Genomic DNA, 25,300 nt, shown 5'->3' with positions numbered 1-25,300 from the left:
TAAAACTTTGTGCGTGGCGGGAAAAGGCCCTGACCGCTCCTATACATAGCCAGTCCCTCTCGCCAATTAAAAAAATGCTTTTCTATCGGTTTTTTATATAGATTTTGAATTTAATAGTTTAGAAAGAAGTAACTCTGTCCACACTGTTTCTAGAGGGGACGGTGGAGGAAATGAAAAAACAAGTTATTGCTTATTTTCTTTTATTATTAATTGGTGCACAGTTACTTGTGCAGTTTGGATATATGAAAGCTGATGCAAAAGGGCCTACTGTTATTCCGAAAGAGGCCGTTCGATTACGTATTTTAGCTAATAGTGATTCCGATAAAGATCAGGCATTAAAACGTAAAGTACGTGATGAAGTGAAAGCGCAAATTGATGGATGGGTAGCGGATTTAACGTCATTTGAAGAAGCTCGAAAAGTAATTCAAAATCATATTCCTGAAATTGAAAAGACAGTGGAGAATACGCTGAAAAGAGAAGGAAGTAAAGAGGCGTTTCAAGTGAAATTCGGTAAGAATGTGAAGTTTCCTACAAAGGTATATGGGAATTTTATTTATCCGGCAGGAGAATATGAAGCGGTACTTATTACAATTGGAAAAGGTGAAGGTGCAAACTGGTGGTGTGTATTATTTCCACCGATGTGTTTCTTAGATTTTTCAAGTGGTACAGCTGTAAGGAAAGAAGAACATGTTGTGAAAGCTGAATCTCCTGAAGAGGAGCAGGTGAGACAACCAGATGAGGAAGTAGTGGATGTACCGGAGAAGAAAGTGGATAAGGTGAAAGAAACGAAAGTAGTAAAGCCGGAAAAAGCTGAAAAAGTAAGAGCCCAGGAAAAGAAAGTAGTAAAACATGAAACGCAAGTAGAAGAACAGCCTGTAAAAACAGTAGAAACAAAAACTGTGGAAAAAGTGGAAAAACCTGTGGAGCAAAAGCAAGAAAAGGAAAATGAGTATGTAACAGTAGAAGAGGAAGAAGAAAAACCAGAGGTTAAATTATTTATCGTCGAAGCTTTTACATCTTTATTCTCTAAATAGTACTATTAATAAATCCTTCCTCATATATATCAATGAGGAGGGATTTACTATGAAGAACGTGTATTTTGCTACGAAAGCAGATGTAGAAAGATTGCATTCTTTTTTCGGACAAGCTAATAAAAAAGATGATAAAATAAATGAGTTGTACGCACAATTTATGATCTTGGAAGAGGCGGGAGAAATACGAGCGGTAGTTGGATATGAACAAGGTGGGAAAAATGCACTTATCCGTTCTTGTTTATTCACACCTAATGTGGATAAACAGACTTTCTTATATTTTTTTGAGATGTTTTTGCAGTATATGAAAGAAAAAGATATTCGACAATTGTACTTACTCACAAATCATCCACAATCGGTGACAATCTTTCAGTTTTTTAACTTTGTCATTATAGAGAAAGAGGAAGTGCCAGAGGAAATTCGACAGTTAGAACACTTTTGTAAAAATATAAAAGAGCTAAATGCAATAATACTAAATTGTCAGCTATTCACAAAGTTATCCACGGATTAACAAGGTTTATCCACATTTTGTGGATAAACCTTGTTTGTCTTTTGGATAAATCTCATAGTAAACTAAAAATAGACAAGTATTTCATGGTAGAAAAGGACGTGGGAAAAAATGCATACAAATATGTGGGTTGTGGATAATGTTGTGGAAAGAAAAAAATATTATCCACAATTAAAAGAAGCAGCGAGATTATTAAGAGAAAATGAAGCGGTGGCCTTCCCAACGGAAACGGTATATGGGTTAGGAGCAAACGCAATGGATGATGAAGCGATAGCGAAAATTTTTGAAGCGAAAGGGAGACCGAGCGATAATCCACTGATTGTCCACATAGGAACGAAATCTCAGTTAGATGGTATCGTAAGAGAAATTCCGCCGGTTGCAGAAAAGTTAATGGAGCATTTTTGGCCAGGACCATTAACAATCATTTTACCGAGAAAAAAAGGGATTTCAGAGAGGGTTACGGCCGGACTTAATACAGTCGGAGTGAGGATGCCGGATCATCCAGTAGCGCTCGCTCTTATTGAAGAGGCAAACGTGCCTGTTGCGGCACCGAGTGCGAATCGTTCAGGACGCCCAAGTCCAACGTTAGCTTCTCATGTGTATGAAGATTTAAACGGGAAAATTGCTGGTATTGTTGATGGCGGGGCAACAGGAGTAGGCGTTGAGTCAACTGTAATTGATTGTACGAGCGAGGTTCCGACGATTTTACGTCCAGGCGGGATTACGAAGGAGCAATTAGAAGCAGTGATAGGAAATGTTTCTTTAGATCCAGCTTTAAAGGATGAGAAAGAAAAACCAAAATCACCTGGAATGAAATATACACATTATGCACCGAAAGCGCCACTTAGTATTGTTGAAGGGTCCCGTGAGTTTATTCAACGTATTGTGGATGAGAAGAAGAAAGAAGGGTTTAAAGTAGGTGTATTAACGACAGAAGAGTATCAGCATGTGTATAGTGCAGATGTTGTATTGTCTTGTGGTGTGCGAAGCGATTTAGCCAGCGTTGCGACTAAGTTATATGATGTGCTTAGAACGTTTGATGCAAGTGAAGTAGATGTTATTTTTAGTGAATCATTCCCGAATGAAGGCATAGGAAATGCAATTATGAATCGTTTAACAAAAGCTGCGGGACATCAGATTATTATTGAATGATAATGTACCTTTAGCAAACAGAATATTTCTCCTCGGATAAGCATATTGTGAAGTAGCACGTCCGAGGGGGGATATGAATGACACTTGAACAATTAATACCTTTAATAATTATGGCATTCGCCCTGGGGATGGATGCATTTTCAGTGAGCCTCGGTATGGGGATGGTAACATTAAAGTTAAGACAAATCCTTTATATCGGTATGACGATAGGGATATTTCATATTATTATGCCATTTATCGGAATGGTACTAGGACGTTTTCTATCAGAGAGGTATGGGGATGTCGCGAATTTTGCAGGAGCTATTTTATTAATTGGGCTAGGGTTTTATATCGTATATTCGTCTATTTTAGAAGGGGAAGAGACTAGAACTGCTCCAATTGGAATTAGTTTATTTGTATTTGCATTTGGTGTTAGTATAGATAGTTTTTCAGTAGGTCTTAGTCTTGGAATTTACGGAGCAGAGACAATTATTACGATATTACTGTTCGGACTAATAAGTATGTTACTAGCTTGGATGGGTTTATTGCTTGGTAGCCATGCCAAAAATATGCTTGGTACATACGGTGAAATAGTAGGTGGTATTATTCTTGTTGGGTTTGGATTGTATCTCCTTTTTCCTATATAATTTTATATGAGGGTGGAGAACATGAATAGGTTGCTGAAATGGTATGTCGTATTTATAACTTTTTTTCCAAGGTGGTTACGTAGGCTTATCTTTTGGGGCGTTATTTTGCAAATTGCGGTTTTAGGTTGGGTTAAATTGATTCGTGAATGGTGAGTTAATTCCTTTCTGTGCATTTGAATACAATACTCCACAAATATAGAAAGGATGGTACAAATGACGAGATTAAAGCAAGTTTTTGGTATTATTATTAGTTTTTTTGTTTTTTGGTTTAGTATGCTCGGTGTACAAATGTTTGCTGAGTTTTTAGATATCGAATCATTAAAATTTGTTGCAGGAAAATCGGAGGCGGCGCGTGCGTTTTATTCACCGTATCCATTTTTAATTGTTTTCCTTATTACGTTACTTTCCTTATATTTCTTTGTAATAAAGCTGGGTAGATCTAAAAAAGAGAAATTACCTGCATTAGAGGAGAAGAAGGAAGAATTACAGTGAAAAAATCCCCCGCTTTAAGCGGGGGATTTTATGTTTGAGTGATGAAAGACTCCAATGCCCTATGGTTCTGAACGAGCCGGTCGCGCTTTTAGGGTGATATCTAGCTCCAGTTCCAGCGGCTAGAATGGTCGGTGGCTTCGCGTCTTCCTGCGAGGCAAAAAGCGCCTCTACGTCAGAAGCTCCATCCTCCTCCCATTCTGAACGAGCCGCTTCCGCTTTTAAAGTGGCCTTACTAATTCAAATTGTTCTCCTAGTTTGGCGTAGTTGTGTCCTGCTAGGCGGCTTATTGGTTTTAGTTCTTCGGCGTGAATTCGGCCGTTTTCGTATAAGTGTTCTGCGACGTGGAAGCGAACGACGCGGCCAATTAGTAGATCACAAGCTGGTGAGTCTTCGGTTCCGCCGAGCGGGATGGCGCGTTCTAATACGCATTCCATTCGAATGTTTGCTTCTTTCACCCCTGGTACTGAAATGACATCACTGTCGATTGGTGTTAGTTTTGCTAATTCGATTTCACTTTCATTAGGAGGTAGGTTGGCTGCTGTTTCATTGATCGCTTCTACGTAAGATTCATCAGAAATATGTACGACAAATTCCCCTTTTTCGATTGCATTTCGGGAAGTGTCTTTCGGTTTTCCTTCTTTGCGTTGTACGGAAACCGAGATAAGTGGTGGATTGGCAGCGACGATATTGAAATAACTATATGGCGCACCGTTTAATACACCATCTTTAGTTACAGAAGTAACGAATGCAACAGGACGTGGAATGATACTTCCTGTTAGTAATTTATAATTATCTTTTTCGGTTTGTTCGTTTGGATTAATGGATAACATGTTGTAATCCCCTTTCTAAATATGAATACTTATTGTTTGTTTACAAGATATCAATGGGAATCTCCTGCTGAAAATAATATTTTTTTGATGATGTGAAAAAGAGATTACCTCAATTTGAAGTAATCTCTTTTTTGGTAAATATCTCGAAATAGAGATAAATATTAAAGTAAAACGTATGCGCCAGGACCGATTAAAGCTACACCAACTGCAACAGCGATTAACATTAAATTATACTCAAATCCGTTTTGTGTTACCCAGTAACCATTTTTTCCGTGAACTGTGAAGATTGCTACTAACATTGTTCCTACGATAAATAATGAACCAACTACAGTGAAAATACCTGCTGCGAATAAGAAACCACCTAATAGTTCAGTTGAACCAGCCATAAATGCCATAAATACACCAGGGCGTAAACCGATTGATTCCATCCAGCCACCTGTTCCTTTCAGCCCGTAGCCACCAAACCAACCGAATAATTTTTGAGCACCGTGACCCATGAATGTAATTCCTATAATAAGACGAATAATAAGAAGACCGATATCCATCATTTCAAAAACCTCCTAAAAGTTATTAACTTATCTTATGTAAGTAATAATAAAATAGTTACTTACTTTAGTCAAGTGGATTTTGAAAAAATTTGAAAGAAATTTTACAAATTAACAACAAAAAATAAAATGTAGTAAAGACCTCTAGACAAGTAAGTGAAAAAAAGAGAAAATATAAGTAGAAGTTAACTTCTTATTGTTATTCAGACAATCAGAATTGACTGGAATTTTGTGAGGCGCTACAATAAGAGTCTAGTAGTAATGACATGATTTATTTCGAAAGCGTTTTTACAGTATAACATTCGAAGTATGAAGTCTTACGTGTATTTCGATCTTGAATAGAGATTGCCCTATAAACTTTTAGGTAAATTATAAGGAGGACTATCCTATGTTTAAAAAATTATTCGGTTTTGGTTCAAAAACAAATGAAGAAACAATCGTAGCTCCATTAACTGGAGCAGTGAAAAATATTGAAGAAGTACCAGATCCAGTGTTCGCTGGTCGTATGATGGGTGACGGTGTTGCAATCGATCCTACTGAAGGTGTAGTTGTATCTCCAGTTGATGGTGAAATCGTACAATTATTCCACACGAAACATGCTATTGGAATTAAAGCGAAAAACGGTACAGAAATTTTAATCCACGTTGGATTAGAAACTGTAAAAATGGAAGGTGAAGGTTTCGAAGCTCACGTTTCTGAGGGACAAGCTGTAAAAGCTGGAGATAAATTAATCTCATTCGACTTAGAATTAATTCGTGAAAAAGCGAAAAGCACAATTACTCCAATCGTTATTACAAACACAGATGCAGCTGAGTCTATTAAGACAACTGTAGGTGTAACAGCTACAAAAGGTTCAACAGAAGTAATGAAAGTTACAATGAAATAATTATTGTATGAAAGGAATCTGTTTCGTATGAAATGGATTCCTTATTTTGTTTCATAGTGTGTTCATTATGTATGGTAAATACTTTGGGCGCTTGGAAATAGGGTTTCACATATATGTGGATAAGGCGCATTTTTCTTAGAAAAAATATAAGAGAAATGCGCCTTTCGTATATTCACATTTCTTTTGTTCTATTCTAATGTACGCTATGATAAAGTGAAACTTTAATCAGTGGAGGTTGTTCATCTCCCGCTGATTATTAGCCTTCACCAATCGGGGATAAATGGTAGGAAACAGAAAAAAAGGGGTGGGTTTGGATGAAACGAGTGTTATTTGTTTGCACTGGCAATACATGTCGTAGTCCGATGGCTGAGGCGCTGCTTCGTCATCATGGAGGAGATAAGTTTGAAGTGCAATCTGCTGGTGTTTTCGCCTATCCTGGAAGCGATGCATCGGTATATGCGAAGGAAGCTTTAGCTGAAAAAGGAATTTCAATCGATCATGCCGCGCAGCAGGTAAACGATACTTTGGTTAATTGGGCGGATATTGTAGTAACAATGACGGAAAACCATAGGGAAATTGTATTTGGGCATTATCCGAGTGTTGAAAAGAAATTGGATACATTATATGGATTAACTGAGGGTGTAAGTAAGGATATTTCAGATCCATTTGGCGGATCGCTTTCTATTTATAAAGAAACGTTAGAAGAGATGGAAAAACTTGTACAAACTTTACTGGAAAAACATTCAGAAGGTTGATGTTTCGTGTATAATACGATATTGGAGATCACTTCGTTCTATTAAGGTAGCGAGTGTAAATGAAGATAATTGATTGAAACTTTGGAGGGGTAAAAATGAAAGTAGTAGTAGCATCTGATCACGGCGGTATGAATATCCGTAAAGAACTTGTAAGTTTATTAGAAGAGTTAAATATTGAATATATTGATTTAGGTTGTGAATGTGAAGCTGGTTCTGTTGATTACCCTGATTTTGCGTTTCCAGCAGCAGAAATGGTAGCAAATGGTGAAGTGGATCGCGGCATTTTAGTTTGCGGGACAGGCATTGGGATGTCAATCGCAGCAAATAAAGTAAATGGTATTCGTTGTGCATTAGTTCATGATACTTTCAGTGCGAAAGCGACGAGAGAGCATAATGACACTAACATGTTAGCAATGGGCGAGCGTGTAATTGGAGCTGGTCTAGCGCGTGATATCGCGAAAATTTGGCTAACAACTGACTATGAAGGTGGCCGCCACGAAAACCGCGTAGGAAAAATTAAAACGTACGAAACAAAGTAATAGATTCTAACTATAAGTAGTTTGAAATATAATTTGGTGAACCAACCTGTGAAAGGAAGAGGCGTAATGACAGAAATCGTAAAGGTAAGAGAACAGCTACAAATGTCGCTTTCTGATTTCCAAGACCAAGCGACGCTGCAAAGTGGCCAAATTTTTGTAGTGGGGTGTAGCACGAGCGAAGTGCTAGGTGAAAGAATTGGAACATCAGGAACGATGGAAGTGGCAGAGGCGATTTTTTCTGAATTCAAACAATTTCAAGAACGAACAGGTATTGAATTGGCGTTTCAATGTTGTGAGCATTTAAATCGTGCTTTAGTAGTTGAGAGAGATGTAGCGATGAAATATCAATTTGAAATTGTAACAGTTACGCCTGTTAGATCAGCAGGTGGTGCATTAGCGACGTATGCGTATCACAATTTTAAAGATCCGGTAGTAATTGAGTTTATTAAAGCAGATGCAGGAATGGATATCGGCGATACATTTATCGGTATGCATTTAAAGCATGTAGCTGTACCGGTTCGTACAAGTGTGAAGGAAATAGGAAGTGCGCATGTAACGATGGCGAAAACACGTGGGAAGCTAATAGGTGGAGCACGTGCTGTTTATGCGGCAAATGAAGAAACTATTCCTTGCCGTTAAACATGAAAAATTATAAAGTCTTATAACAGCTTTATATCGAAAGGTAAAAGGTATGTAGTCTGACCTTATAATAGAAGAAAGAAAAGACCAATTTTGGTCTTTTTTTTTCTTTTATGATATAGAAAGTCATGTTAGAATGTAGTTGAAAACATGAAGGTTCGAAAGAATTACAACCTGAATTTTCGTTTTTTCTGAATAAATGAGAAAAAACTATTGGGAATTGATGTAATTCGTTCAGAAAAGGGGGATTTTGGTGAATCATTTAAAACGTCAAGATGAAAAGGTATTTGCTGCAATTGAGGCAGAACTAGGAAGACAGCGTTCAAAGATTGAGCTAATTGCTTCGGAAAACTTCGTAAGTGAAGCAGTAATGGAGGCGCAAGGTTCTGTTTTAACGAATAAGTATGCTGAAGGATATCCTGGAAAACGTTACTATGGTGGTTGTGAACACGTAGACGTAGTAGAAGATATCGCACGTGATCGCGCGAAAGAAATTTTTGGCGCAGAGCATGTAAATGTTCAACCACATTCTGGTGCACAAGCGAACATGGCAGTATACTTTACGATTTTAGAGCAAGGCGATACAGTACTTGGTATGAATTTATCTCATGGTGGTCACTTAACACACGGAAGCCCTGTTAACTTCAGTGGAGTACAATATAATTTCGTAGAATATGGCGTGGATGCTGAATCTCACCGTATTAATTACGATGATGTATTAGCAAAAGCGAAAGAACATAAACCAAAATTAATCGTTGCAGGTGCAAGTGCATATCCTCGTGTTATCGATTTCAAACGATTCCGTGAGATTGCAGATGAAGTGGGTGCATACTTTATGGTTGATATGGCACATATCGCTGGTTTAGTAGCTGCTGGTTTACATCCAAACCCAGTACCACATGCACATTTCGTTACAACGACAACACATAAAACATTACGTGGTCCACGTGGTGGTATGATTTTATGTGAAGAGCAATTTGCAAAACAAATTGATAAATCAATCTTCCCTGGTATCCAAGGTGGTCCACTTATGCACGTAATTGCTGCAAAAGCTGTTGCATTTGGTGAGACACTACAAGATGAGTTTAAAACATATGCACAACATATCATTAATAATGCGAACCGCTTAGCTGAAGGTCTTCAAAAAGAAGGACTTACACTTGTTTCTGGTGGAACAGACAATCATTTAATCTTGATTGATGTTCGTAACTTAGAAATTACAGGTAAAGTAGCAGAGCACGTATTAGATGAAGTTGGTATTACAGTGAACAAAAATACAATTCCATTTGAAACAGCAAGCCCATTTGTAACAAGCGGCGTACGTATCGGTACAGCAGCTGTAACATCTCGTGGTTTCGGTTTAGAAGAAATGGATGAAATTGCGGCACTTATTGCTTATACATTAAAAAATCATGAGAATGAAGTTGCATTAGAAGAAGCAAGTAAGCGTGTAGAAGCGTTAACGAGCAAATTCCCAATGTATACAGATCTATAATAGATTGAAAAAGACTGCTGAAACGTAATTGTTTTGGCAGTCTTTTTTTTGGACATATATTGCTTTTAAAGTATGTATACAAATGATGAATAAATTTTGGCGATATAATGAAGGATACAGCTCCCATAATTGGTAAAGATACTAGATAGATTCATCGCAAAATCATGATTTTACCAAATTTGCCCTTGAATATTAGTAGCGTTTTCTTTACAATCGTAAATAGTGTAAAAAAGCGTGTAAACGCATGAATATCATCTAAAGGAGAGATTCACATGGGAAAACTGTATGTATTTGATCACCCGTTAATTCAACATAAGATTACATATATTCGCGATAAGAATACAGGTACGAAAGATTTTCGTGAATTAGTGGACGAAGTAGCAAGCTTAATGGCTTTCGAGATTACTCGTGACCTTCCACTTAAAGACATTGAAATTGAAACGCCTGTAAGCAAAGCGACAACAAAAGTGATCGCTGGTAAAAAACTTGGTTTAATTCCGATTTTACGTGCAGGTTTAGGAATGGTTGATGGAATTCTGAAATTAATTCCAGCAGCAAAAGTAGGACACGTTGGTTTATACCGTGATCCTGAAACATTGCAACCGGTAGAATACTATGTGAAACTTCCAACGGATGTAGAAGAGCGTGACTTTATCGTACTAGATCCAATGCTAGCAACAGGTGGTTCTGCGGCTGAAGCAATTAATTCTCTGAAAAAGCGCGGTGCAAAGCACATTAAATTAATGTGTATCGTAGCTGCTCCAGAAGGAGTAAAAGTAGTACAGGAAGAGCATCCTGATGTTGATATTTATATAGCAGCATTAGATGAGAAGTTAAATGACCATGGTTATGTAGTTCCAGGTCTTGGTGATGCTGGTGACCGTTTATTCGGAACGAAGTAAGACAACAGACGAGAGGGGGATTCCCCCTCTCGTTTTTTTTCGCCCTCAGCGCACGGGGGAGGGGGAGATAAATATACAGGGTATATACAACATAAGTTATATACACATCACATATAATATAGAAGTCTTACGTCTAGAGAACACTATATTATGGAAGGAAAGCGCTATATCTTAAAAATATAATAGTGACAAACTTGTGAACATTTTCTTCTATTATAAAGAGAGAGCTGTTAGAAATTGCATATCTCTAACCAGTATTTAGAAGGGGAACGTTTTCATTTTTGGGAGGAAATGCCTAATACTCAAATTTTTTGATTTTTTACGATTTCTCGTTGACACTGTTAATACCCTATTGTATGCTAACAACGGGGATAGATGGTAGGGCTTTCAGTGACAAAAATACATCTATTCCGTGACGAAAATGTAAACTTTTTATTTTGTATAGAATTTATGCAGAAAAATGAGTTATTATTAACACATCGTGAATGAGGGTTACATATTGGAGGGATGAATCCTTGCAAAAAAACGATCGCAGCCATATAAAAGCGTATGCTTTAATGTCAGGAATTCTTGCTCAGTTAGTTGGTTCTATTCTTATTGGAATCTTTGGTGGGCAATGGATTGATAATAAGGTTGGAACGTTTCCGTTGTTTCTTATTATAGGGTTATTACTCGGGTTAGGAACAGGGGTATACGCAATGATTCGACTCATTCAACATTACTATTCGGGAGAGCAATGATGATAGACGTACATGGACTTGTCCAAAGACAAAAGAAATATATGTACTACTTGCTTGCGCTTCTAGTGCTAGGATGGGGAATTACCTCTTACAAGGATGTATTTCTTGGGCTGATTATCGGAACGATTTTCAGTTTTCTTAGTTTGCGCATCATTGCACGTAGAACAGACAAGCTATTAGATCGCGTAACAAATGGAGAAAACGTGAAGTTTAAGGCGACAGCGGTAAGTACATATTCAAGATTCGCCACGATTGGGTTATTAATTTTATTTGCAGCCAAATATCAAGAGTTAATTGCGATGTGGGGCCTAGGTGTAGGATTGCTGACAGGATACCTTGTCATGATCATAGATTTTCTTTATTTAGAGTATACGAGCAGGGAAGAGAGGTGAATTACTAGTGGAACACGGTAAATTAGTTGAATTTCTAGGTTTAACGTTCGATTTGTCATCAGTTATGATGGTTACTGTAGCAGCAGTTATTGTTTTCTTAATCGCTGTTATCGGAACTCGCAGCTTAGCGCTTCGCCCAACCGGGATGCAAAACTTCATGGAATGGGTGTTTGACTTCGTGAAAGGGATTATCAATAGTACGATGGACTGGAAAACAGGTGGACGTTTCTTAACGCTTGGCGTTACGCTTATCATGTTTATCATCGTATCGAACTTCCTTGGTTTACCATTCATGTATTCAACAGTTGAGGCTGGCGAACATATTGCATGGTGGAGATCACCAACGTCTGATCCAGCAGTTGCATTAACATTAGCCGTGATGGTAGTTACCCTCACCCATTATTATGGAATTAAGATGAAGGGTACGAAAGAATATGCTAAAGGTTATTTCCAACCTATGAAATTCTTATTCCCATTAAAGGTTATTGAGGAGTTTGCTAACACATTAACGTTAGGTCTTCGTTTATTTGGTAACATTTATGCAGGTGAAATCTTATTAGGATTACTTGCTAAGTTAGGCGGAGCATCATTCTTTGGAGCATTAGGTGCACTTGTACCGATGTTAGCATGGATGGGATTCAGTGTATTCGTTGGATCAATCCAGTCATTTATTTTCGTAATGTTAACGATGGTTTATATGGCTCATAAAGTAAGCCATGACCATTAATATAATTTAAGTAAGAAAAAATTTATTTTTTTATAATACAAAGGAGGACAAATTAAATGAGTTTAGGTGTAATCGCAGCTGCAATTGCAATTGGTTTATCAGCATTAGGTGCAGGTATTGGTAACGGTCTTATCGTATCACGTACAATCGAAGGTGTTGCTCGTCAACCAGAATTAAAAGGCGCACTTCAAACAATTATGTTCATCGGGGTTGCATTAGTTGAGGCACTTCCAATCATCGGTGTAGTTATTGCTTTCATCGTAATGAACAAATAAGGGAGACTCCCCTTACATAGATGGCGAAGAGTGTTTTTTGAACTTTCTTCGCCATTGCTTTATGAACGAAACGTATGTCTTTTTTTTTCATATGATCAATTTAGATATTTTGAAGGGAGTGAATCCTTGTGCCAACTTTATTATTAGGGGCTTCCATTCCATTTGGAACGATTGCTTATACATTGTTCATTTTCTTACTTCTATTAGTAATGCTACGCAAATTTGCGTGGGGTCCTTTAATGGGAATTATGAAAGAACGTGAAGAGCATGTTACTAATGAAATCGACGCTGCAGAAAGAAATCATACTGAAGCGAAGAAATTAGTAGAAGAACAACGTGAAATGTTAAAACAATCGCGTGTTGAAGCACAAGAGTTAATCGAAAGAGCGAAGAAACAAGCTGTAGATCAAAAGGATGTTATTGTTGCTGCTGCGAAAGAAGAAGCAGAATCAATTAAAACATCTGCTGTACAAGAAATTCAACGCGAAAAAGAGCAAGCAATTGCTGCTTTACAAGAACAAGTCGCTTCTTTATCTGTTCATATTGCTTCTAAAGTAATTGAAAAAGAACTAAAAGAAGAAGATCAAGTGAAGTTAATTCGCGATTATATTAAAGAAGTAGGAGAAGCGCGATGAGCAATGGGATTGTAGCAAAACGTTATGCTGTCGCTCTTTTCAAAATTGCAAAAGAAAAACACGTATTAGAAATGTTTGAAGAGGAATTACGCCTTGTACAAAACGTTTATGTAAAGAACGGAGAACTACATAGCTTCTTAACGCAACCGAACATTTCAAAAGAGCAGAAGAAAACGTTTCTTGCAAACGTATTCGCATCTGTTTCTGAATCTATTTTAAATACGTTATATATTTTAATTGATAACAAGCGTATTGATATCCTACCTGAAATTGCAGATGAATATGTTGTTCTTGCTAATGAAGAACGTAACGTAGCGGATGCAACTGTATATTCTATTCGTCTTCTATCAGAAGACGAAAAACTTAACATTGCAGAAGCATTTGCAAAAAAAACAGGAAAAGATGCAATTCGCGTGAAAAATGTTGTAGATGAAGATTTACTAGGCGGCATTAAAGTACGTATTGGAAATCGCATTTACGACGGAAGCTTACAAGGAAAATTAGCACGTATTCAGCGTGAATTAATGAAGAATAGATAGGGGTGAAGCACATGAGCATCAGAGCTGAAGAAATTAGCGCACTGATAAAGCAACAAATCGAGAACTATCAGTCTGAAATCGAAGTTAGTGATGTTGGTACAGTTATCCAAGTTGGTGACGGTATTGCGCGTGCTCATGGTCTTGATAACGTTATGGCTGGTGAACTTGTAGAGTTCTCTAACGGCGTTATGGGACTAGCACAAAACTTAGAGGAAAACAACGTAGGTATCATTATTTTAGGACCTTACACAGAAATCCGTGAAGGTGACGAAGTTCGTCGTACTGGTCGCATCATGCAAGTACCAGTAGGAAAAGAACTAATCGGTCGTGTTGTAAACCCATTAGGTCAACCAGTTGATGGTTTAGGCCCAATCAATACAACAAACACTCGTCCAATCGAAAGTCCAGCACCAGGTGTAATGGATCGTAAATCTGTTCATGAGCCACTTCAAACAGGTATTAAAGCGATCGATGCTCTTGTACCAATTGGCCGTGGTCAACGTGAGTTAATCATCGGTGACCGTCAAACAGGTAAAACAGCAGTTGCACTTGATACAATCATTAACCAAAAAGATGAAGATATGGTTTGTATCTATGTAGCTATCGGACAAAAAGAATCAACTGTACGTAACGTAGTAGAAACACTACGTAAGCACGGTGCATTAGATTACACAATCGTTGTAACTGCATCAGCTTCTCAGCCAGCTCCATTATTATACCTAGCTGCTTATGCTGGTGTAACAATGGGTGAAGAGTTCATGTACAATGGCAAACACGTATTAGTAGTATATGATGACTTATCTAAACAAGCAGCGGCTTACCGTGAGCTTTCATTACTATTACGTCGTCCTCCAGGTCGTGAAGCATATCCAGGGGATGTATTCTACTTACATTCTCGTTTATTAGAGCGTGCAGCAAAATTAAGTGATGCAAGAGGCGGCGGTTCTTTAACTGCACTACCTTTCATCGAAACACAAGCAGGGGACGTATCAGCTTACATCCCAACCAACGTAATCTCTATTACGGATGGACAAATCTTCTTACAATCTGACCTATTCTTCTCTGGCGTACGTCCAGCGATCGATGCGGGTACTTCTGTATCTCGTGTAGGTGGATCTGCTCAGATTAAAGCAATGAGTAAAGTATCAGGTACACTTCGTCTTGACCTTGCATCTTACCGAGAGTTAGAAGCGTTCGCTCAGTTCGGTTCTGACCTTGATAAAGCAACACAAGCGAAATTAAACCGTGGTGCTCGTACAGTTGAGGTATTAAAACAAGGATTACACAAACCGTTACGTGTAGAGAAACAAGTTATCATTCTTTACGCTTTAACACGTGGATTCCTAGATGATATCCCAGTAGTAGATATCACTCGTTTCGAAGAAGAATTCCATGCTTGGTTAGATTCAAATGCAGCTGACTTATTAAGCGAAATTCGCACAACTAAGAAACTTGCGGATGACGACAAATTTGCAGCAGCAATTAACGGATTTAAAAAAGTATTCGTAGCTTCTGAATAATAAATAAAAGCGGAAGCGGCTCGTTCTGAATGTGAGGGGGATGGAGCTTCTGACGAAGAGGCGGTCTTTGCCTCGTAGGAAGAAGTGAAGCCACCGAGCATTCAAGCCGCTGGAGCTAGATAAATAAAAGTGAAGTCGACTGTGGCTTAGCTAGATCATATAAAGGCATCTCAGCTTTTGAGATTGCTGACGGTTATGTAAAGGAAAAGAGTAGGTGCACCTATTCTTTTCCTTCAATCATGAGCAAGAATATCTTGCAACGTAGATTAGGAAGAGGATTCTTACTAATCGTGCCAACTTCCGGAAAAAAGGTGGTGAAAACCTGTGGCATCTTTACGCGATATAAAAGCGAAGATTAACTCGACAAAGAAAACGAGTCAAATTACGAAAGCGATGGAGATGGTATCTGCATCTAAGTTAAACCGTGCAGAGCAAAATGCTAAATCTTTCGTTCCGTATATGGAAAAGATTCAAGAAGTAGTAGCGAGCATTGCGCAAGGAAGTAAAGGGATTAATCATCCAATGCTAAATGCGCGTCCTGTAAAGCGTACAGGATACATCGTTATTACATCTGATCGCGGACTAGCAGGTGGTTATAACAGTAACGTATTACGTACAGTAAGTAACGTAATTCGTGAACGTCATAATATGGATTCAAACCAATATTCAATTATTGTGCTTGGACGACTAGGACGTGATTATTTAAAACGTCGCGGCTTTAACATCATTGATGAAGTAGTTGGATTATCTGACCACCCATCATTTATTGATATTAAAGATATTGCTTCTCGAACAATTGCGATGTTCGCAGATGGTGCTTATGATGAGCTGTACATTTACTACAATCATTATGTAAGTAAAATTTCACAAGAAGTAACGGAGAATAAAATTTTACCGCTTACGGATGTGGCGTCTGACAAACCGACGACAGCTTATGAATTCGAACCTTCTGAAGAAGAAATTTTAAAAGTATTATTGCCACAATACGCAGAAAGCTTAGTGTACGGTGCATTACTAGACGGTAAAGCAAGTGAGCACGCGGCGCGTATGACAGCAATGAAGAGTGCTACAGACAACGCAATGGAAGTTATCGATTCACTTACGCTTTCATTCAACCGTGCGCGTCAAGCAGCGATTACGCAAGAAATTACGGAAATCGTTGGTGGAGTAGCAGCGTTAGAATAGTAATAAAAAGTGGAAGCGGCTCGTCCAGAACAAGAGGGCATTGGAGCTCCTGACGAAGAGGCGTAGTTTGCCTCACAGGAAGGAGCGAAATGACCGACTGTTCTAGCCACCGAACATTCTAACCGCTGGAGCTAGATTCAATAAAAAGTGGAAGCGGCTCTTTCAGGAGAGTCGCGTAAGCTATAAACTAATAAAAATTTAAAGCCGACTTCTCTTAGAAAGCTGGCTAATTAAAAGAAAGCTAGGAGGGAACCCGATGAATAAAGGGCGCGTTACGCAAATCATGGGTCCGGTTGTAGACGTTAAGTTTGATGGCGGAAAGCTACCAGAAATCTACAACGCCCTTACGGTAAAACAAAGCAACGAAAACGGAGCAAGCATTAACTTAACATTTGAAGTTGCACTTCATTTAGGTGATGACACAGTTCGTACAGTTGCGATGTCTTCCACAGATGGACTTGTTCGTGGCACAGAAGTAGAAGATACTGGTAAAGCAATCTCTGTACCAGTTGGTGATGCAACACTTGGTCGTGTATTTAACGTATTAGGTGATGCAATTGACTTAGATGGTGAAGTTCCTGCGGATGTACGTCGTGATCCAATTCACCGTCAAGCGCCTGCATTCGAAGAGTTATCTACTAAAGTAGAAATTCTTGAAACTGGTATTAAAGTAGTAGACTTACTTGCTCCTTACATTAAGGGTGGTAAGATTGGTCTATTCGGTGGTGCCGGTGTAGGTAAAACGGTATTAATTCAGGAATTAATTAACAACATCGCACAAGAGCACGGTGGTATCTCTGTATTCGCTGGTGTAGGTGAGCGTACTCGTGAGGGTAATGACTTATACCACGAAATGAGCGATTCTGGCGTAATTAAGAAAACTGCGATGGTATTCGGACAAATGAACGAGCCACCTGGAGCACGTCAACGTGTTGCATTAACAGGCTTAACAATGGCTGAACATTTCCGTGATGAGCAAGGACAAGACGTACTATTGTTCATCGATAACATCTTCCGTTTCACGCAAGCAGGTTCTGAAGTATCTGCCCTTCTTGGTCGTATGCCATCTGCGGTAGGTTACCAACCAACACTTGCAACAGAGATGGGTCAATTACAAGAGCGTATTACATCTACAAATAAAGGATCTATCACGTCTATCCAAGCGGTATATGTACCAGCCGATGACTATACGGATCCAGCACCAGCTACAACGTTCGCTCACTTAGATGCAACAACAAACTTAGAGCGTCGTTTAACACAAATGGGTATTTACCCGGCCGTAGATCCATTAGCATCTACATCTCGTGCACTTTCTCCAGAAATCGTAGGAGAAGAGCATTATGGAGTAGCTCGTCAAGTACAGCAAACTTTACAACGTTATAAAGAGCTTCAAGATATCATCGCTATCTTAGGTATGGATGAGTTATCTGAAGAAGATAAGTTAGTTGTACATCGTGCTCGTCGTATTCAATTCTTCTTATCTCAAAACTTCCACGTAGCTGAGCAGTTTACAGGTCAAAAAGGTTCGTACGTACCTGTAAAAAATACAGTTAGTGGTTTCAAAGAAATTCTAGAAGGAAAATATGATGACCTTCCAGAAGATGCATTCCGTCTTGTTGGTAGCATTGAAGATGTTATTGAAAACGCGAAGAAAATGATGGCGTAAGGCCTTAGGAGGGACGAATTATGAAGACATTTCCAGTCAGTATTGTAACTCCTGATGGACCGGTTTACGAAAAAGAAGTAGAAATGGTAAGTGTAAAAGCAGAGAGTGGGGAAATGGGGATCTTACCAGGTCACATTCCAACTGTTGCACCGTTAAAAATTAGTGCAGTTCGTCTGAAACATGGTGGGCACACTGATTATGTAGCAGTAAGCGGTGGCTTTATCGAAGTTCGTCCAGATAAAGTAACTGTATTATCATCATCTGCTGAAGAAGCAAACCATATCGACATCCATCGTGCAAATGAATCGAAACGTCGCGCTGAGCAACGTATGCAAGAGAAACAAGCACATGTTGACTTTAGACGTGCAGAAATGGCCTTGCAGCGTGCTGTGAACCGTTTAAACGTTTCTGATATGAAATAAAAAATCCGTAAGGGCTCTTGCCTTTACGGATTTTTTATTTCATGGATAATTTTACAAAAATGGTATAATTCTATTGATGCTTGTATAAGTAGAGAATGTACAACAATTTATAAAGGAGCTGAATAAATGATCGGTGAAATGAAACGAGAAGCATTGTACTCTTTAAAGGGAAAATGGGGACTAGGTGTTGGATCAACGATTTTACATATTATTTTAAGTTATGTTGTTTCAATGGCCGCAATGCTTATACTTTTAATTCCAGGAATTATTATATTTTTCTTAGTTGTTGGTTTAGCGGGCTCAATTGAAGAGGAAACAATATCAGTTGGGGCAGGTATTACATTTGGAATTTTTTATTGCATAATGATCATTTTGAGTAATGCATCTTATGGCATTACATCATACGGTTATACGAATGTATTGCTACAAATTAGTAAACGAGAAGATGCTAGAGTAGATTATTTATTTGAAGGATTTCGTGGCTTTAAAAGAATGATGAAAACAATGTGGGCTATGCTTGCGATTTTGTTATATACAGGTACGTGGATTCCGATGCTGTTACTAGGTATCTTCGCGTTTTTTGGTGAGGAAGGGAATGTATCGTTAACGATTGCTTTCTTTGTACTATTAGCTATTTCGATTATTGTAATGATTGTGATGTATTTTTCTTATGCGATGACGTATTATGTTATGATTGAAAATCCAGATTATAGCGTTTCGCAGGCGATGAAAGAAAGTAAGAACTTTATAAAGGGACATAAACTAGATTTATTTCTTTTATGGCTTAGCTTCATAGGGTGGGCTATTTTAGCGATTCTTACTCTTGGAATAGGGTTTCTTTGGCTTAGTCCATATGTAGGTACAACGACAGCACATTTTTATCGCTATATTGCAAAAGGTGAATTGCAGTAGGAACATGCTATACTAATAGAATTGTTACGTATTGGAGGCTAATTATGATTAGTGATTTAAAAGGAGAAGCGCTAGATTCACTAGAAGGAAAATGGGGCTTAGCTGTTGGGGCAACACTACTTATTTCGATTCTTACTTCAGTTTTTAGTTTTAGTATTCAGTTCATTCTCTCTCAGGTTTGGGAGTGGAAAGAAGTGAATAGCTCACTTTCAATAGACGTTATTACAATATTATTGGTGGGGCCTTTAACGCTAGGGGGTTATTGTTTAGCGCTACATATAATTCGTGAAAAAGAAGCGCGTGTTGGGCATATATTCAGATGGTTTACAGCAGGAAGTAAGTTTATAAAGTCATTTTTATTATATATAGTAGTAAACATTTATATTTTCTTATGGTGCTTACTATTTATTATTCCAGGCATTATTAAATCATTTTCTTATGCGATGACGTACTTTATTATAAATGATCATCCTGAGTATTCAATAAATCAAGCTATTACAGAAAGTCGTCGTATGATGGCTGGACATAAGATGGAGTATTTCATTTTATGTTTAAGTTTTATTGGTTGGTTTATATTAAGTTGTATTACATTAGGGATTGGATTTTTATGGTTGATTCCATATTTTTATACAACGACAGCAGCTTTTTACGAAGAGATTGCAGAGGAATATTACGAGAAAAAAATTCCGACACTTTAAAAAACACCCAGTGTGAACTATTGGTTCATACTGGGTGTTTTTTGTAGGAATTTTATAAACTGTTTACTTGTTAAAGGTTTACTGAAATAGTAACCTTGCATGTATTTACAGTTATTTTTTTGCAGAAACTTAAGCTGTTTTTCTGTTTCAATTCCTTCAGCAACGACAGAGAGATTTAAAGTATTTGCAAGAGAAAGGATAGTGGAAACGATGGCTCTCTCTTCAGGCCGGTGATCGGCTAGTTGTGTAAATTCTTTTGGTACCTTTAATGTATCGATAGGGAAAATTGATAAATAAGCAAGAGAAGAGTAGCCGGTACCGAAGTCATCAAGGGACGTTTGAATACCATATTCTTTTAATTGCTTTAGTCTCGATAATGTTTCCTTTTCATCAATCATCGCAATTCGTTCTGTTAGTTCAAGTGTTACATCTTTCGGGTCAATCTTTACGTCCTTTAGTATTCGTGAAATATTTTCGATGAATTGATTTTGTTGAAATTCTTTCGCTGATAAATTGACACTCATTTTTAAGTTTGTGTATCCAAAACTTTGCCATATTTTTAGTTGACGACAAGATTCTTGTAGCACCCAATGTCCAAGTGGGATGACCTGCGGAGTCTCTTCCACAATTGGAATGAACTCACATGGTGAAATGTCACCTAATAGTGGATGTCTCCAACGTATTAATGCTTCAGCACCGATAATTTTATTTGTTGTCGTATCAATTTGTGGTTGATAGACGAGATAAAATTCGTTGTTTACTAAAGCGAGTGGCAAATCTTTTTCGATTCGAGCTTTACGTTCCATTTTCTTGTATAGTTCTTTCGTGTAAAGAGAGCTACGATTTTTCCCTTTATTTTTTGCCTCGTACATGGCCATATCGGCATGTTGTAAAATAGACAGTGGATCTTCACCTGCTTCAGGGTATATAGCAACCCCGATACTCGGTGAGATTCGTAAATGTTGATTTTCGATTTCGAATGGTTCGTTCATGGCTACTACAAACATATCAGCTATCTTTTTTACATCTGTCCTTTTTTGATAATTTTCGATAAGGATTGTGAATTCATCCCCAGCTAGTCGAGCAAGTTTCATATTCTGTGTCGATATTCGTTCGAGCCTTTTTGCTACTGCGATTAATAGAAGATCTCCTACCCGGTGACCAAGTGTATCATTAATAACTTTAAAGCGATCTAGGTCTAGAAACATAACAGCAAAAGGTCTTTTTGATATTTTTGCTCGTGCAATTGCTTTTTCTAACTGCTGATGAAATGAACGGCGATTTGCAAGCTCTGTTAAAGTATCATGATATGCTAGGAAATTAATTTGTTCTTGTTGTTGTTTGCTTTCCGTAATATCTTTAATCATTAAATATGCTCCAGAAATATGCTCCTTTAAAAAGATGGGAACAGCCGTAACGTGCAAGTAGTAAATCTCTCTATTTTTATGATATGCCCGTATTTCTAAAGCGATAGATTTCCCTTTTTTTACTTGATGAAAGGAATTAATGATTTCTTCCAAATCTTCTTCATACATAAGTGAATAGTATGGTTGGTTTAATAATTCATTCGTTTGATAACCGAGTAAAGTAGTTCCAGCGTTGTTCACATTGAGGAAATTACCGTACAAATCTAATGTGAAAATTGGATCTGGATGATGCTCGTATAAAGATTTAAACATTTGTTGGTTATGATATAACTCATTTTTTTGTTCTACTAAATCTTCTGTACGTAGTTTGATTTGTTTCTCGAGTTCCAAGTTGAATTGCATTTGTACTAGCAATAATATTTTATTTTGTCTTCGAACTAACATATGGCGTACGAGAACGAAGGCGAAAGTTACTATAAGTCCAATTACTACGCTAGGTGCAAAAACATTTTCGACCAATAGAAAAATAATAAGCATCACTACAGAAACATACGGTAATGATAATCGGATTGATTCACCGATTTTAGGTGTTAGTAGTACTTGCTCTTGTTTTTCAGGCTCTTTTGTGTGAAGTATACAAGCGATTGCTACTAATACTAGGGTTACTTGATATAATGGGGCAACTGTGAACATAGAGTGCTCAGGCTGGAAGTATTTGATATAAGCATAAATAGCATCCGTAGTAGCATACAAAATTAAAGAGCTGCCAAGAAGAGCGCCAACTTGTTTTGGTAGTAAGAATAATGGCCTGAATAAGAGGTTGATTCCTATTAAAAGAAAGAGTAAATCAGCCATTGGATACGTGAGTTGAACAAACATGTCGATATATGATGTTGTAAAAATATGAATGGTTCTTTCAATAAGCAAATAGTAGCTTAAAGTAAATTGAGCTGTAACAATAATACAAATATCACATATCGTAAAAAGCTGCTCCAATAAGTCTCGGCCATAAATAATTTCATATAGAAAGGCAAATGCAAAGCTAATTAAAAATAATAAGTAAAAAAAGTCTGATGGATCAACGAATGTATAGTAGTCATGCAAAATTAAGCGTTGATAAGCAACTACTATATCGCCGATGAAATAAGAGAAAGATCCGATAGTTAATATCATCCAAAATAAACGAGCTAACCCTTGTTTCATATTGGAAAAGTAAAATATATAACTACAAATTGTAATATCAATTAATATGGTACTTATTCCAGTTAATATTTGAAATGGAAGTGCGTATTCATATAAAAAAGGCATTGATACGTAATGAATAGTTATATACAACAATGCAATGCTTATTAGAATACTTACATGTGTTTGTTTTTTCATTTATATCACCCACTGTATATACATAAGAACCACTTTTTTGTAGTTTATGTTTTTTAGGATTGCTTGAAAAACATATAGAACTTCTATATTTAGTTTACACATTTATTATGAGTTGTAAAAATAGATTTGCCCAGTAAGTATTAATTGTTGTTTCTGTTCCCAATATATCGACATAGGAATTTGAAGTTTGCTATAATGAACTAAATAGTTGCATTATTTAGAAAAATTTAAAAATAATAAATAATGCAAGTAAGACATATTGTTTACTATGTGAACTTGTTCTTAATTCAGGGGGGAGGGTTTCACAATGGCAAGTGTATATGAAAATAGTTATATGATCGTTTTGATTTTCTTGCTATTAGGTATATTGCTGCCGGTAGTGGCTCTTACATTAGGAAAAATGCTGCGTCCAAATAAACCGAGTGCAGCGAAAGCGACGACGTATGAGAGTGGAATTGAGCCTTTTCATGATGCAAATATTCGGTTTCATGCTCGTTATTATATTTTCGCTTTATTGTTCGTCATCTTTGATGTAGAAACTTTATTTTTATACCCATGGGCTGTTGCATATGACAAGCTGGGTTTATTTGCACTGATTGAAATGCTCATTTTTGTTGTGATGTTGCTAGTTGGATTAGCGTATGCTTGGAAAAAGAAGGTGTTACAATGGTTATAAATTTTGAGGAATTACACCCGCAGGATCGAGCGGAATTAGAAAGGAATATCTTTTTTTCTACATTGGAACAGCTCAAGGGATGGGCGCGGAGCAACTCTTTATGGCCGATGACATTTGGACTGGCATGCTGTGCGATTGAAATGATGGGAGTAGGCTCATCACATTACGATTTAGATCGATTTGGGTCATTTTTTCGGACTTCACCAAGACAATCAGATGTCATGATTGTGTCAGGAACGGTAACGAAGAAAATGGCGCCTATTGTTCGGCGCTTATATGATCAAATGCCTGAACCAAAGTGGGTAATTGCGATGGGGTCTTGTGCAACAGCCGGTGGCCCGTATGTGAATTCGTATGCTGTTGTGAAAGGTGTAGATCAAATTGTACCAGTTGATGTGTATATTCCTGGATGTCCTCCAAATCCTGCTGCTTTAATTTATGGAATTAATAAATTAAAAGAAAAAATTCGTTACGAGGCGAGGACCGGGAAGCAGGTGACGAATAAATGAGTGATCCAAATAAAGACTTAGAGGATATGAAAAGAGAAGCAGCTAGGCATGCGAAGGAGGAAGCACGAAAACGTCTTGCCGCGAAACATGGTACGGAAATGTCTAAACTTGAAGGAGAACATCGAGAAAAAGAGAAAGCGCTACCAAAAGATAAGGGGATTAATGTAGAAGAAGCGAAGGCGAAAGCCGCAGCAGCAGCCAAAGTAAAAGCAGCGGCATTAGCGAAGCAGAAAAGAGAAGGAAACGAAGAAGTAACGGACGAAGAAAAAGTCAAAGCGAAGGCGAAGGCCGCAGCAGCAGCCAAAGCGAAAGCAGCGGCACTAGCGAAGCAAAATCGAAAAGGAACAGAAGAAGTAACGGACGAAGAAAAAGTCAAAGCGAAGGCGAAGGCCGCAGCAGCAGCCAAAGCAAAGGCGGCGGCATTAGCGAAGCAGAAAAGAGAAGGAAACGAAGAAGTAACGGACGAAGAAAAAGTCAAAGCGAAGGCCGCAGCAGCCGCAAAAGCGAAAGTAGCGGCACTAGCGAAGCAAAAGCGAGAAGGAATAGAAGAAGTAACGGACGAAGAAAAAGTCAAAGCGAAGGCAAAGGCAAAGGCTGTAGCAGTTGCAAAAGCAAAAGCGGCAGCGTTAGCGAAGCAGAAAGCCTCGCAAGGTGATGGGGATTCTGGAGATGAGAAAGTAAAGGCGATTGCAGCCGCGAAAGCGAAAGCCGCAGCAGCGGCAAGGGCAAAGGGAGCTGTAAATAAGATAGAAGATGAACCGCAGCAGGAAGAACCATCAGTTAACCAACCATATTTAAATCGCTATGTGGAGATTGTTAAGGAGAAGATAGGGGAATATGCATTAGTAGATTCCTATATTAATAAGCTTTCAAAAGATGTTCCAACGCTTGTGGTGGAGCCCTCAAAATATTATGAAGTGATGGAATTGCTACGATTCCATGAGGGACTTGCTTTTGATTATATGTCAGAGCTACATGCGACAGATTTTGTGACACATATGGAAGTATACGTTCATTTATTTTCATATGGAAAGAAACAGTCAGTAGCAGTGAAGGTAAAGCTGGATAGGGAAGCGCCGCAAGTAGAATCGGTGACGCCGCTTTGGAAAGGGGCAGATTGGCCGGAGCGTGAAGCGTATGATTTGCTCGGTATTGTATTTGAAGGTCATCCTAATTTATCTCGCATCTTAATGCCAGATGATTGGGTAGGGTATCCGCTTAGGAAAGATTATGAACCGTATGATGTGGAGGTGTAGC

General features: G+C 38.0%; 30 protein-coding genes. 27 read left to right on the top strand and 3 right to left on the bottom strand.

The features are described 5' to 3' along the window. Positions 1-170: 170 nt before the first annotated feature. The 5 genes from spoIIR (at position 171) to ACFWDE_RS01675 (ending at position 3,809) form a co-directional block, all read left to right on the top strand. On the top strand, positions 171-1,034 hold the full coding sequence (gene spoIIR / locus ACFWDE_RS01695) for a stage II sporulation protein R (protein ID WP_016096485.1): 864 nt from the start codon (positions 171-173) through the stop codon (positions 1,032-1,034). A 49-nt stretch (positions 1,035-1,083) separates the two neighbouring features. Next, complete coding sequence (locus ACFWDE_RS01690; protein ID WP_002068573.1) at positions 1,084-1,542, top strand: GNAT family N-acetyltransferase; 459 nt, start codon at positions 1,084-1,086, stop codon at positions 1,540-1,542. A 108-nt stretch (positions 1,543-1,650) separates the two neighbouring features. Further along, on the top strand, positions 1,651-2,691 hold the full coding sequence (locus ACFWDE_RS01685) for an L-threonylcarbamoyladenylate synthase (RefSeq protein ID WP_002016299.1): 1,041 nt from the start codon (positions 1,651-1,653) through the stop codon (positions 2,689-2,691). A 77-nt stretch (positions 2,692-2,768) separates the two neighbouring features. Then, positions 2,769-3,317 carry a manganese efflux pump MntP gene (locus ACFWDE_RS01680; protein ID WP_002159774.1) on the top strand — a complete coding sequence of 183 codons (549 nt, stop codon included), beginning with the start codon at positions 2,769-2,771 and terminating at the stop codon, positions 3,315-3,317. A gap of 213 nt (positions 3,318-3,530) precedes the next feature. Further along, positions 3,531-3,809, top strand: a complete 279-nt coding sequence (locus ACFWDE_RS01675) for a DUF3935 domain-containing protein (protein WP_002159775.1) — start codon at positions 3,531-3,533, stop codon at positions 3,807-3,809. A 218-nt stretch (positions 3,810-4,027) separates the two neighbouring features. Here the strand turns inward: ACFWDE_RS01675 and ACFWDE_RS01670 are convergent, their stop codons facing one another. After that, on the bottom strand, positions 4,028-4,639 hold the full coding sequence (locus ACFWDE_RS01670) for a flavin reductase family protein (RefSeq protein ID WP_002123782.1): 612 nt from the start codon (positions 4,637-4,639) through the stop codon (positions 4,028-4,030). 161 nt (positions 4,640-4,800) lie between these two features. Next, positions 4,801-5,187 carry a DoxX family protein gene (locus tag ACFWDE_RS01665; RefSeq protein ID WP_377889600.1) on the bottom strand — a complete coding sequence of 129 codons (387 nt, stop codon included), beginning with the start codon at positions 5,185-5,187 and terminating at the stop codon, positions 4,801-4,803. A gap of 385 nt (positions 5,188-5,572) precedes the next feature. Here ACFWDE_RS01665 and ACFWDE_RS01660 point away from each other — a divergent pair, with 385 nt between their 5' ends. The 19 genes from ACFWDE_RS01660 (at position 5,573) to ACFWDE_RS01570 (ending at position 20,111) form a co-directional block, all read left to right on the top strand. Further along, entirely contained in the window at positions 5,573-6,070 is a 498-nt protein-coding gene (locus tag ACFWDE_RS01660; RefSeq protein WP_002016294.1) for a PTS sugar transporter subunit IIA, read from the top strand. Between the two features lie 314 nt (positions 6,071-6,384). Further along, positions 6,385-6,825, top strand: a complete 441-nt coding sequence (locus ACFWDE_RS01655) for a low molecular weight protein arginine phosphatase (protein WP_377889598.1) — start codon at positions 6,385-6,387, stop codon at positions 6,823-6,825. A 95-nt stretch (positions 6,826-6,920) separates the two neighbouring features. Then, positions 6,921-7,364 (top strand): ribose 5-phosphate isomerase B, encoded by a 444-nt coding sequence (gene rpiB / locus ACFWDE_RS01650; protein ID WP_000869917.1) that lies wholly within the window; start codon positions 6,921-6,923, stop codon positions 7,362-7,364. Positions 7,365-7,430: 66 nt separating this feature from the next. After that, entirely contained in the window at positions 7,431-8,003 is a 573-nt protein-coding gene (locus ACFWDE_RS01645; protein WP_377889596.1) for a TIGR01440 family protein, read from the top strand. Between the two features lie 253 nt (positions 8,004-8,256). After that, positions 8,257-9,498 carry a serine hydroxymethyltransferase gene (gene glyA, locus ACFWDE_RS01640; RefSeq protein ID WP_002016291.1) on the top strand — a complete coding sequence of 414 codons (1,242 nt, stop codon included), beginning with the start codon at positions 8,257-8,259 and terminating at the stop codon, positions 9,496-9,498. A gap of 272 nt (positions 9,499-9,770) precedes the next feature. Beyond that, a complete protein-coding gene (upp, locus tag ACFWDE_RS01635; RefSeq protein ID WP_002113046.1) occupies positions 9,771-10,400 on the top strand; it encodes a uracil phosphoribosyltransferase in 630 nt (209 codons plus the stop codon). A 375-nt stretch (positions 10,401-10,775) separates the two neighbouring features. Beyond that, positions 10,776-10,889, top strand: a complete 114-nt coding sequence (locus ACFWDE_RS01630) for a DUF4024 domain-containing protein (RefSeq protein ID WP_033712414.1) — start codon at positions 10,776-10,778, stop codon at positions 10,887-10,889. Positions 10,890-10,915: 26 nt separating this feature from the next. Beyond that, on the top strand, positions 10,916-11,140 hold the full coding sequence (locus tag ACFWDE_RS01625) for an AtpZ/AtpI family protein (protein WP_002089742.1): 225 nt from the start codon (positions 10,916-10,918) through the stop codon (positions 11,138-11,140). Then, entirely contained in the window at positions 11,140-11,532 is a 393-nt protein-coding gene (locus ACFWDE_RS01620; RefSeq protein ID WP_002016288.1) for an ATP synthase subunit I, read from the top strand. The genes ACFWDE_RS01625 and ACFWDE_RS01620 overlap by 1 nt, the downstream gene beginning before the upstream one ends. Positions 11,533-11,539: 7 nt before the next feature. Then, positions 11,540-12,259 carry a F0F1 ATP synthase subunit A gene (gene atpB / locus ACFWDE_RS01615; protein WP_002144738.1) on the top strand — a complete coding sequence of 240 codons (720 nt, stop codon included), beginning with the start codon at positions 11,540-11,542 and terminating at the stop codon, positions 12,257-12,259. 56 nt (positions 12,260-12,315) lie between these two features. Beyond that, on the top strand, positions 12,316-12,534 hold the full coding sequence (gene atpE, locus ACFWDE_RS01610; RefSeq protein ID WP_000052064.1) for a F0F1 ATP synthase subunit C: 219 nt from the start codon (positions 12,316-12,318) through the stop codon (positions 12,532-12,534). 128 nt (positions 12,535-12,662) lie between these two features. Continuing rightward, on the top strand, positions 12,663-13,169 hold the full coding sequence (gene atpF, locus ACFWDE_RS01605) for a F0F1 ATP synthase subunit B (RefSeq protein WP_002089739.1): 507 nt from the start codon (positions 12,663-12,665) through the stop codon (positions 13,167-13,169). After that, entirely contained in the window at positions 13,166-13,708 is a 543-nt protein-coding gene (atpH, locus tag ACFWDE_RS01600; protein WP_002113044.1) for a F0F1 ATP synthase subunit delta, read from the top strand. The genes atpF and atpH overlap by 4 nt, the downstream gene beginning before the upstream one ends. Before the next feature lie 11 nt (positions 13,709-13,719). Then, positions 13,720-15,228: a F0F1 ATP synthase subunit alpha gene (gene atpA, locus ACFWDE_RS01595; RefSeq protein WP_002113043.1), complete on the top strand. Its 1,509-nt coding sequence runs from the start codon at positions 13,720-13,722 to the stop codon at positions 15,226-15,228. Between the two features lie 324 nt (positions 15,229-15,552). Beyond that, the gene (gene atpG / locus ACFWDE_RS01590) at positions 15,553-16,413 is read left to right on the top strand and encodes a F0F1 ATP synthase subunit gamma (RefSeq protein ID WP_377889591.1); all 861 of its coding nucleotides are present in this window, start codon (positions 15,553-15,555) and stop codon (positions 16,411-16,413) included. Positions 16,414-16,669: 256 nt separating this feature from the next. Next, positions 16,670-18,079, top strand: a complete 1,410-nt coding sequence (gene atpD, locus ACFWDE_RS01585) for a F0F1 ATP synthase subunit beta (RefSeq protein WP_002089736.1) — start codon at positions 16,670-16,672, stop codon at positions 18,077-18,079. Positions 18,080-18,099: 20 nt separating this feature from the next. Beyond that, positions 18,100-18,501 carry a F0F1 ATP synthase subunit epsilon gene (atpC, locus tag ACFWDE_RS01580; protein WP_215554806.1) on the top strand — a complete coding sequence of 134 codons (402 nt, stop codon included), beginning with the start codon at positions 18,100-18,102 and terminating at the stop codon, positions 18,499-18,501. A 126-nt stretch (positions 18,502-18,627) separates the two neighbouring features. Beyond that, positions 18,628-19,413, top strand: a complete 786-nt coding sequence (locus tag ACFWDE_RS01575; RefSeq protein WP_377889588.1) for a DUF975 family protein — start codon at positions 18,628-18,630, stop codon at positions 19,411-19,413. Positions 19,414-19,457: 44 nt separating this feature from the next. After that, positions 19,458-20,111 (top strand): DUF975 family protein, encoded by a 654-nt coding sequence (locus tag ACFWDE_RS01570; RefSeq protein WP_377889586.1) that lies wholly within the window; start codon positions 19,458-19,460, stop codon positions 20,109-20,111. Between the two features lie 17 nt (positions 20,112-20,128). On the opposite strand, the gene ACFWDE_RS01565 is transcribed toward ACFWDE_RS01570, so the two are convergent. Then, positions 20,129-22,858, bottom strand: a complete 2,730-nt coding sequence (locus ACFWDE_RS01565; protein ID WP_377889584.1) for a putative bifunctional diguanylate cyclase/phosphodiesterase — start codon at positions 22,856-22,858, stop codon at positions 20,129-20,131. Positions 22,859-23,165: 307 nt separating this feature from the next. On the opposite strand from ACFWDE_RS01565, the gene nuoA reads away from it, so the two are divergent. From nuoA to ACFWDE_RS01550, 3 genes are read left to right on the top strand one after another with little or no spacing between them, the layout of a single operon-like run. Beyond that, positions 23,166-23,534 carry an NADH-quinone oxidoreductase subunit NuoA gene (nuoA, locus tag ACFWDE_RS01560; protein WP_000179270.1) on the top strand — a complete coding sequence of 123 codons (369 nt, stop codon included), beginning with the start codon at positions 23,166-23,168 and terminating at the stop codon, positions 23,532-23,534. Further along, entirely contained in the window at positions 23,525-24,043 is a 519-nt protein-coding gene (gene nuoB, locus ACFWDE_RS01555; RefSeq protein ID WP_088079753.1) for an NADH-quinone oxidoreductase subunit NuoB, read from the top strand. The genes nuoA and nuoB overlap by 10 nt, the downstream gene beginning before the upstream one ends. Beyond that, the gene (locus ACFWDE_RS01550) at positions 24,040-25,299 is read left to right on the top strand and encodes an NADH-quinone oxidoreductase subunit C (RefSeq protein ID WP_377889581.1); all 1,260 of its coding nucleotides are present in this window, start codon (positions 24,040-24,042) and stop codon (positions 25,297-25,299) included. The genes nuoB and ACFWDE_RS01550 overlap by 4 nt, the downstream gene beginning before the upstream one ends. Position 25,300 lies beyond the last annotated feature (1 nt).

The sequence above is a fragment of the Bacillus sp. NPDC060175 genome, from assembly GCF_042728695.1.
GTDB lineage: Bacteria > Bacillota > Bacilli > Bacillales > Bacillaceae_G > Bacillus_A.
This window is presented reverse-complemented; position numbering and strand designations above follow the sequence as displayed.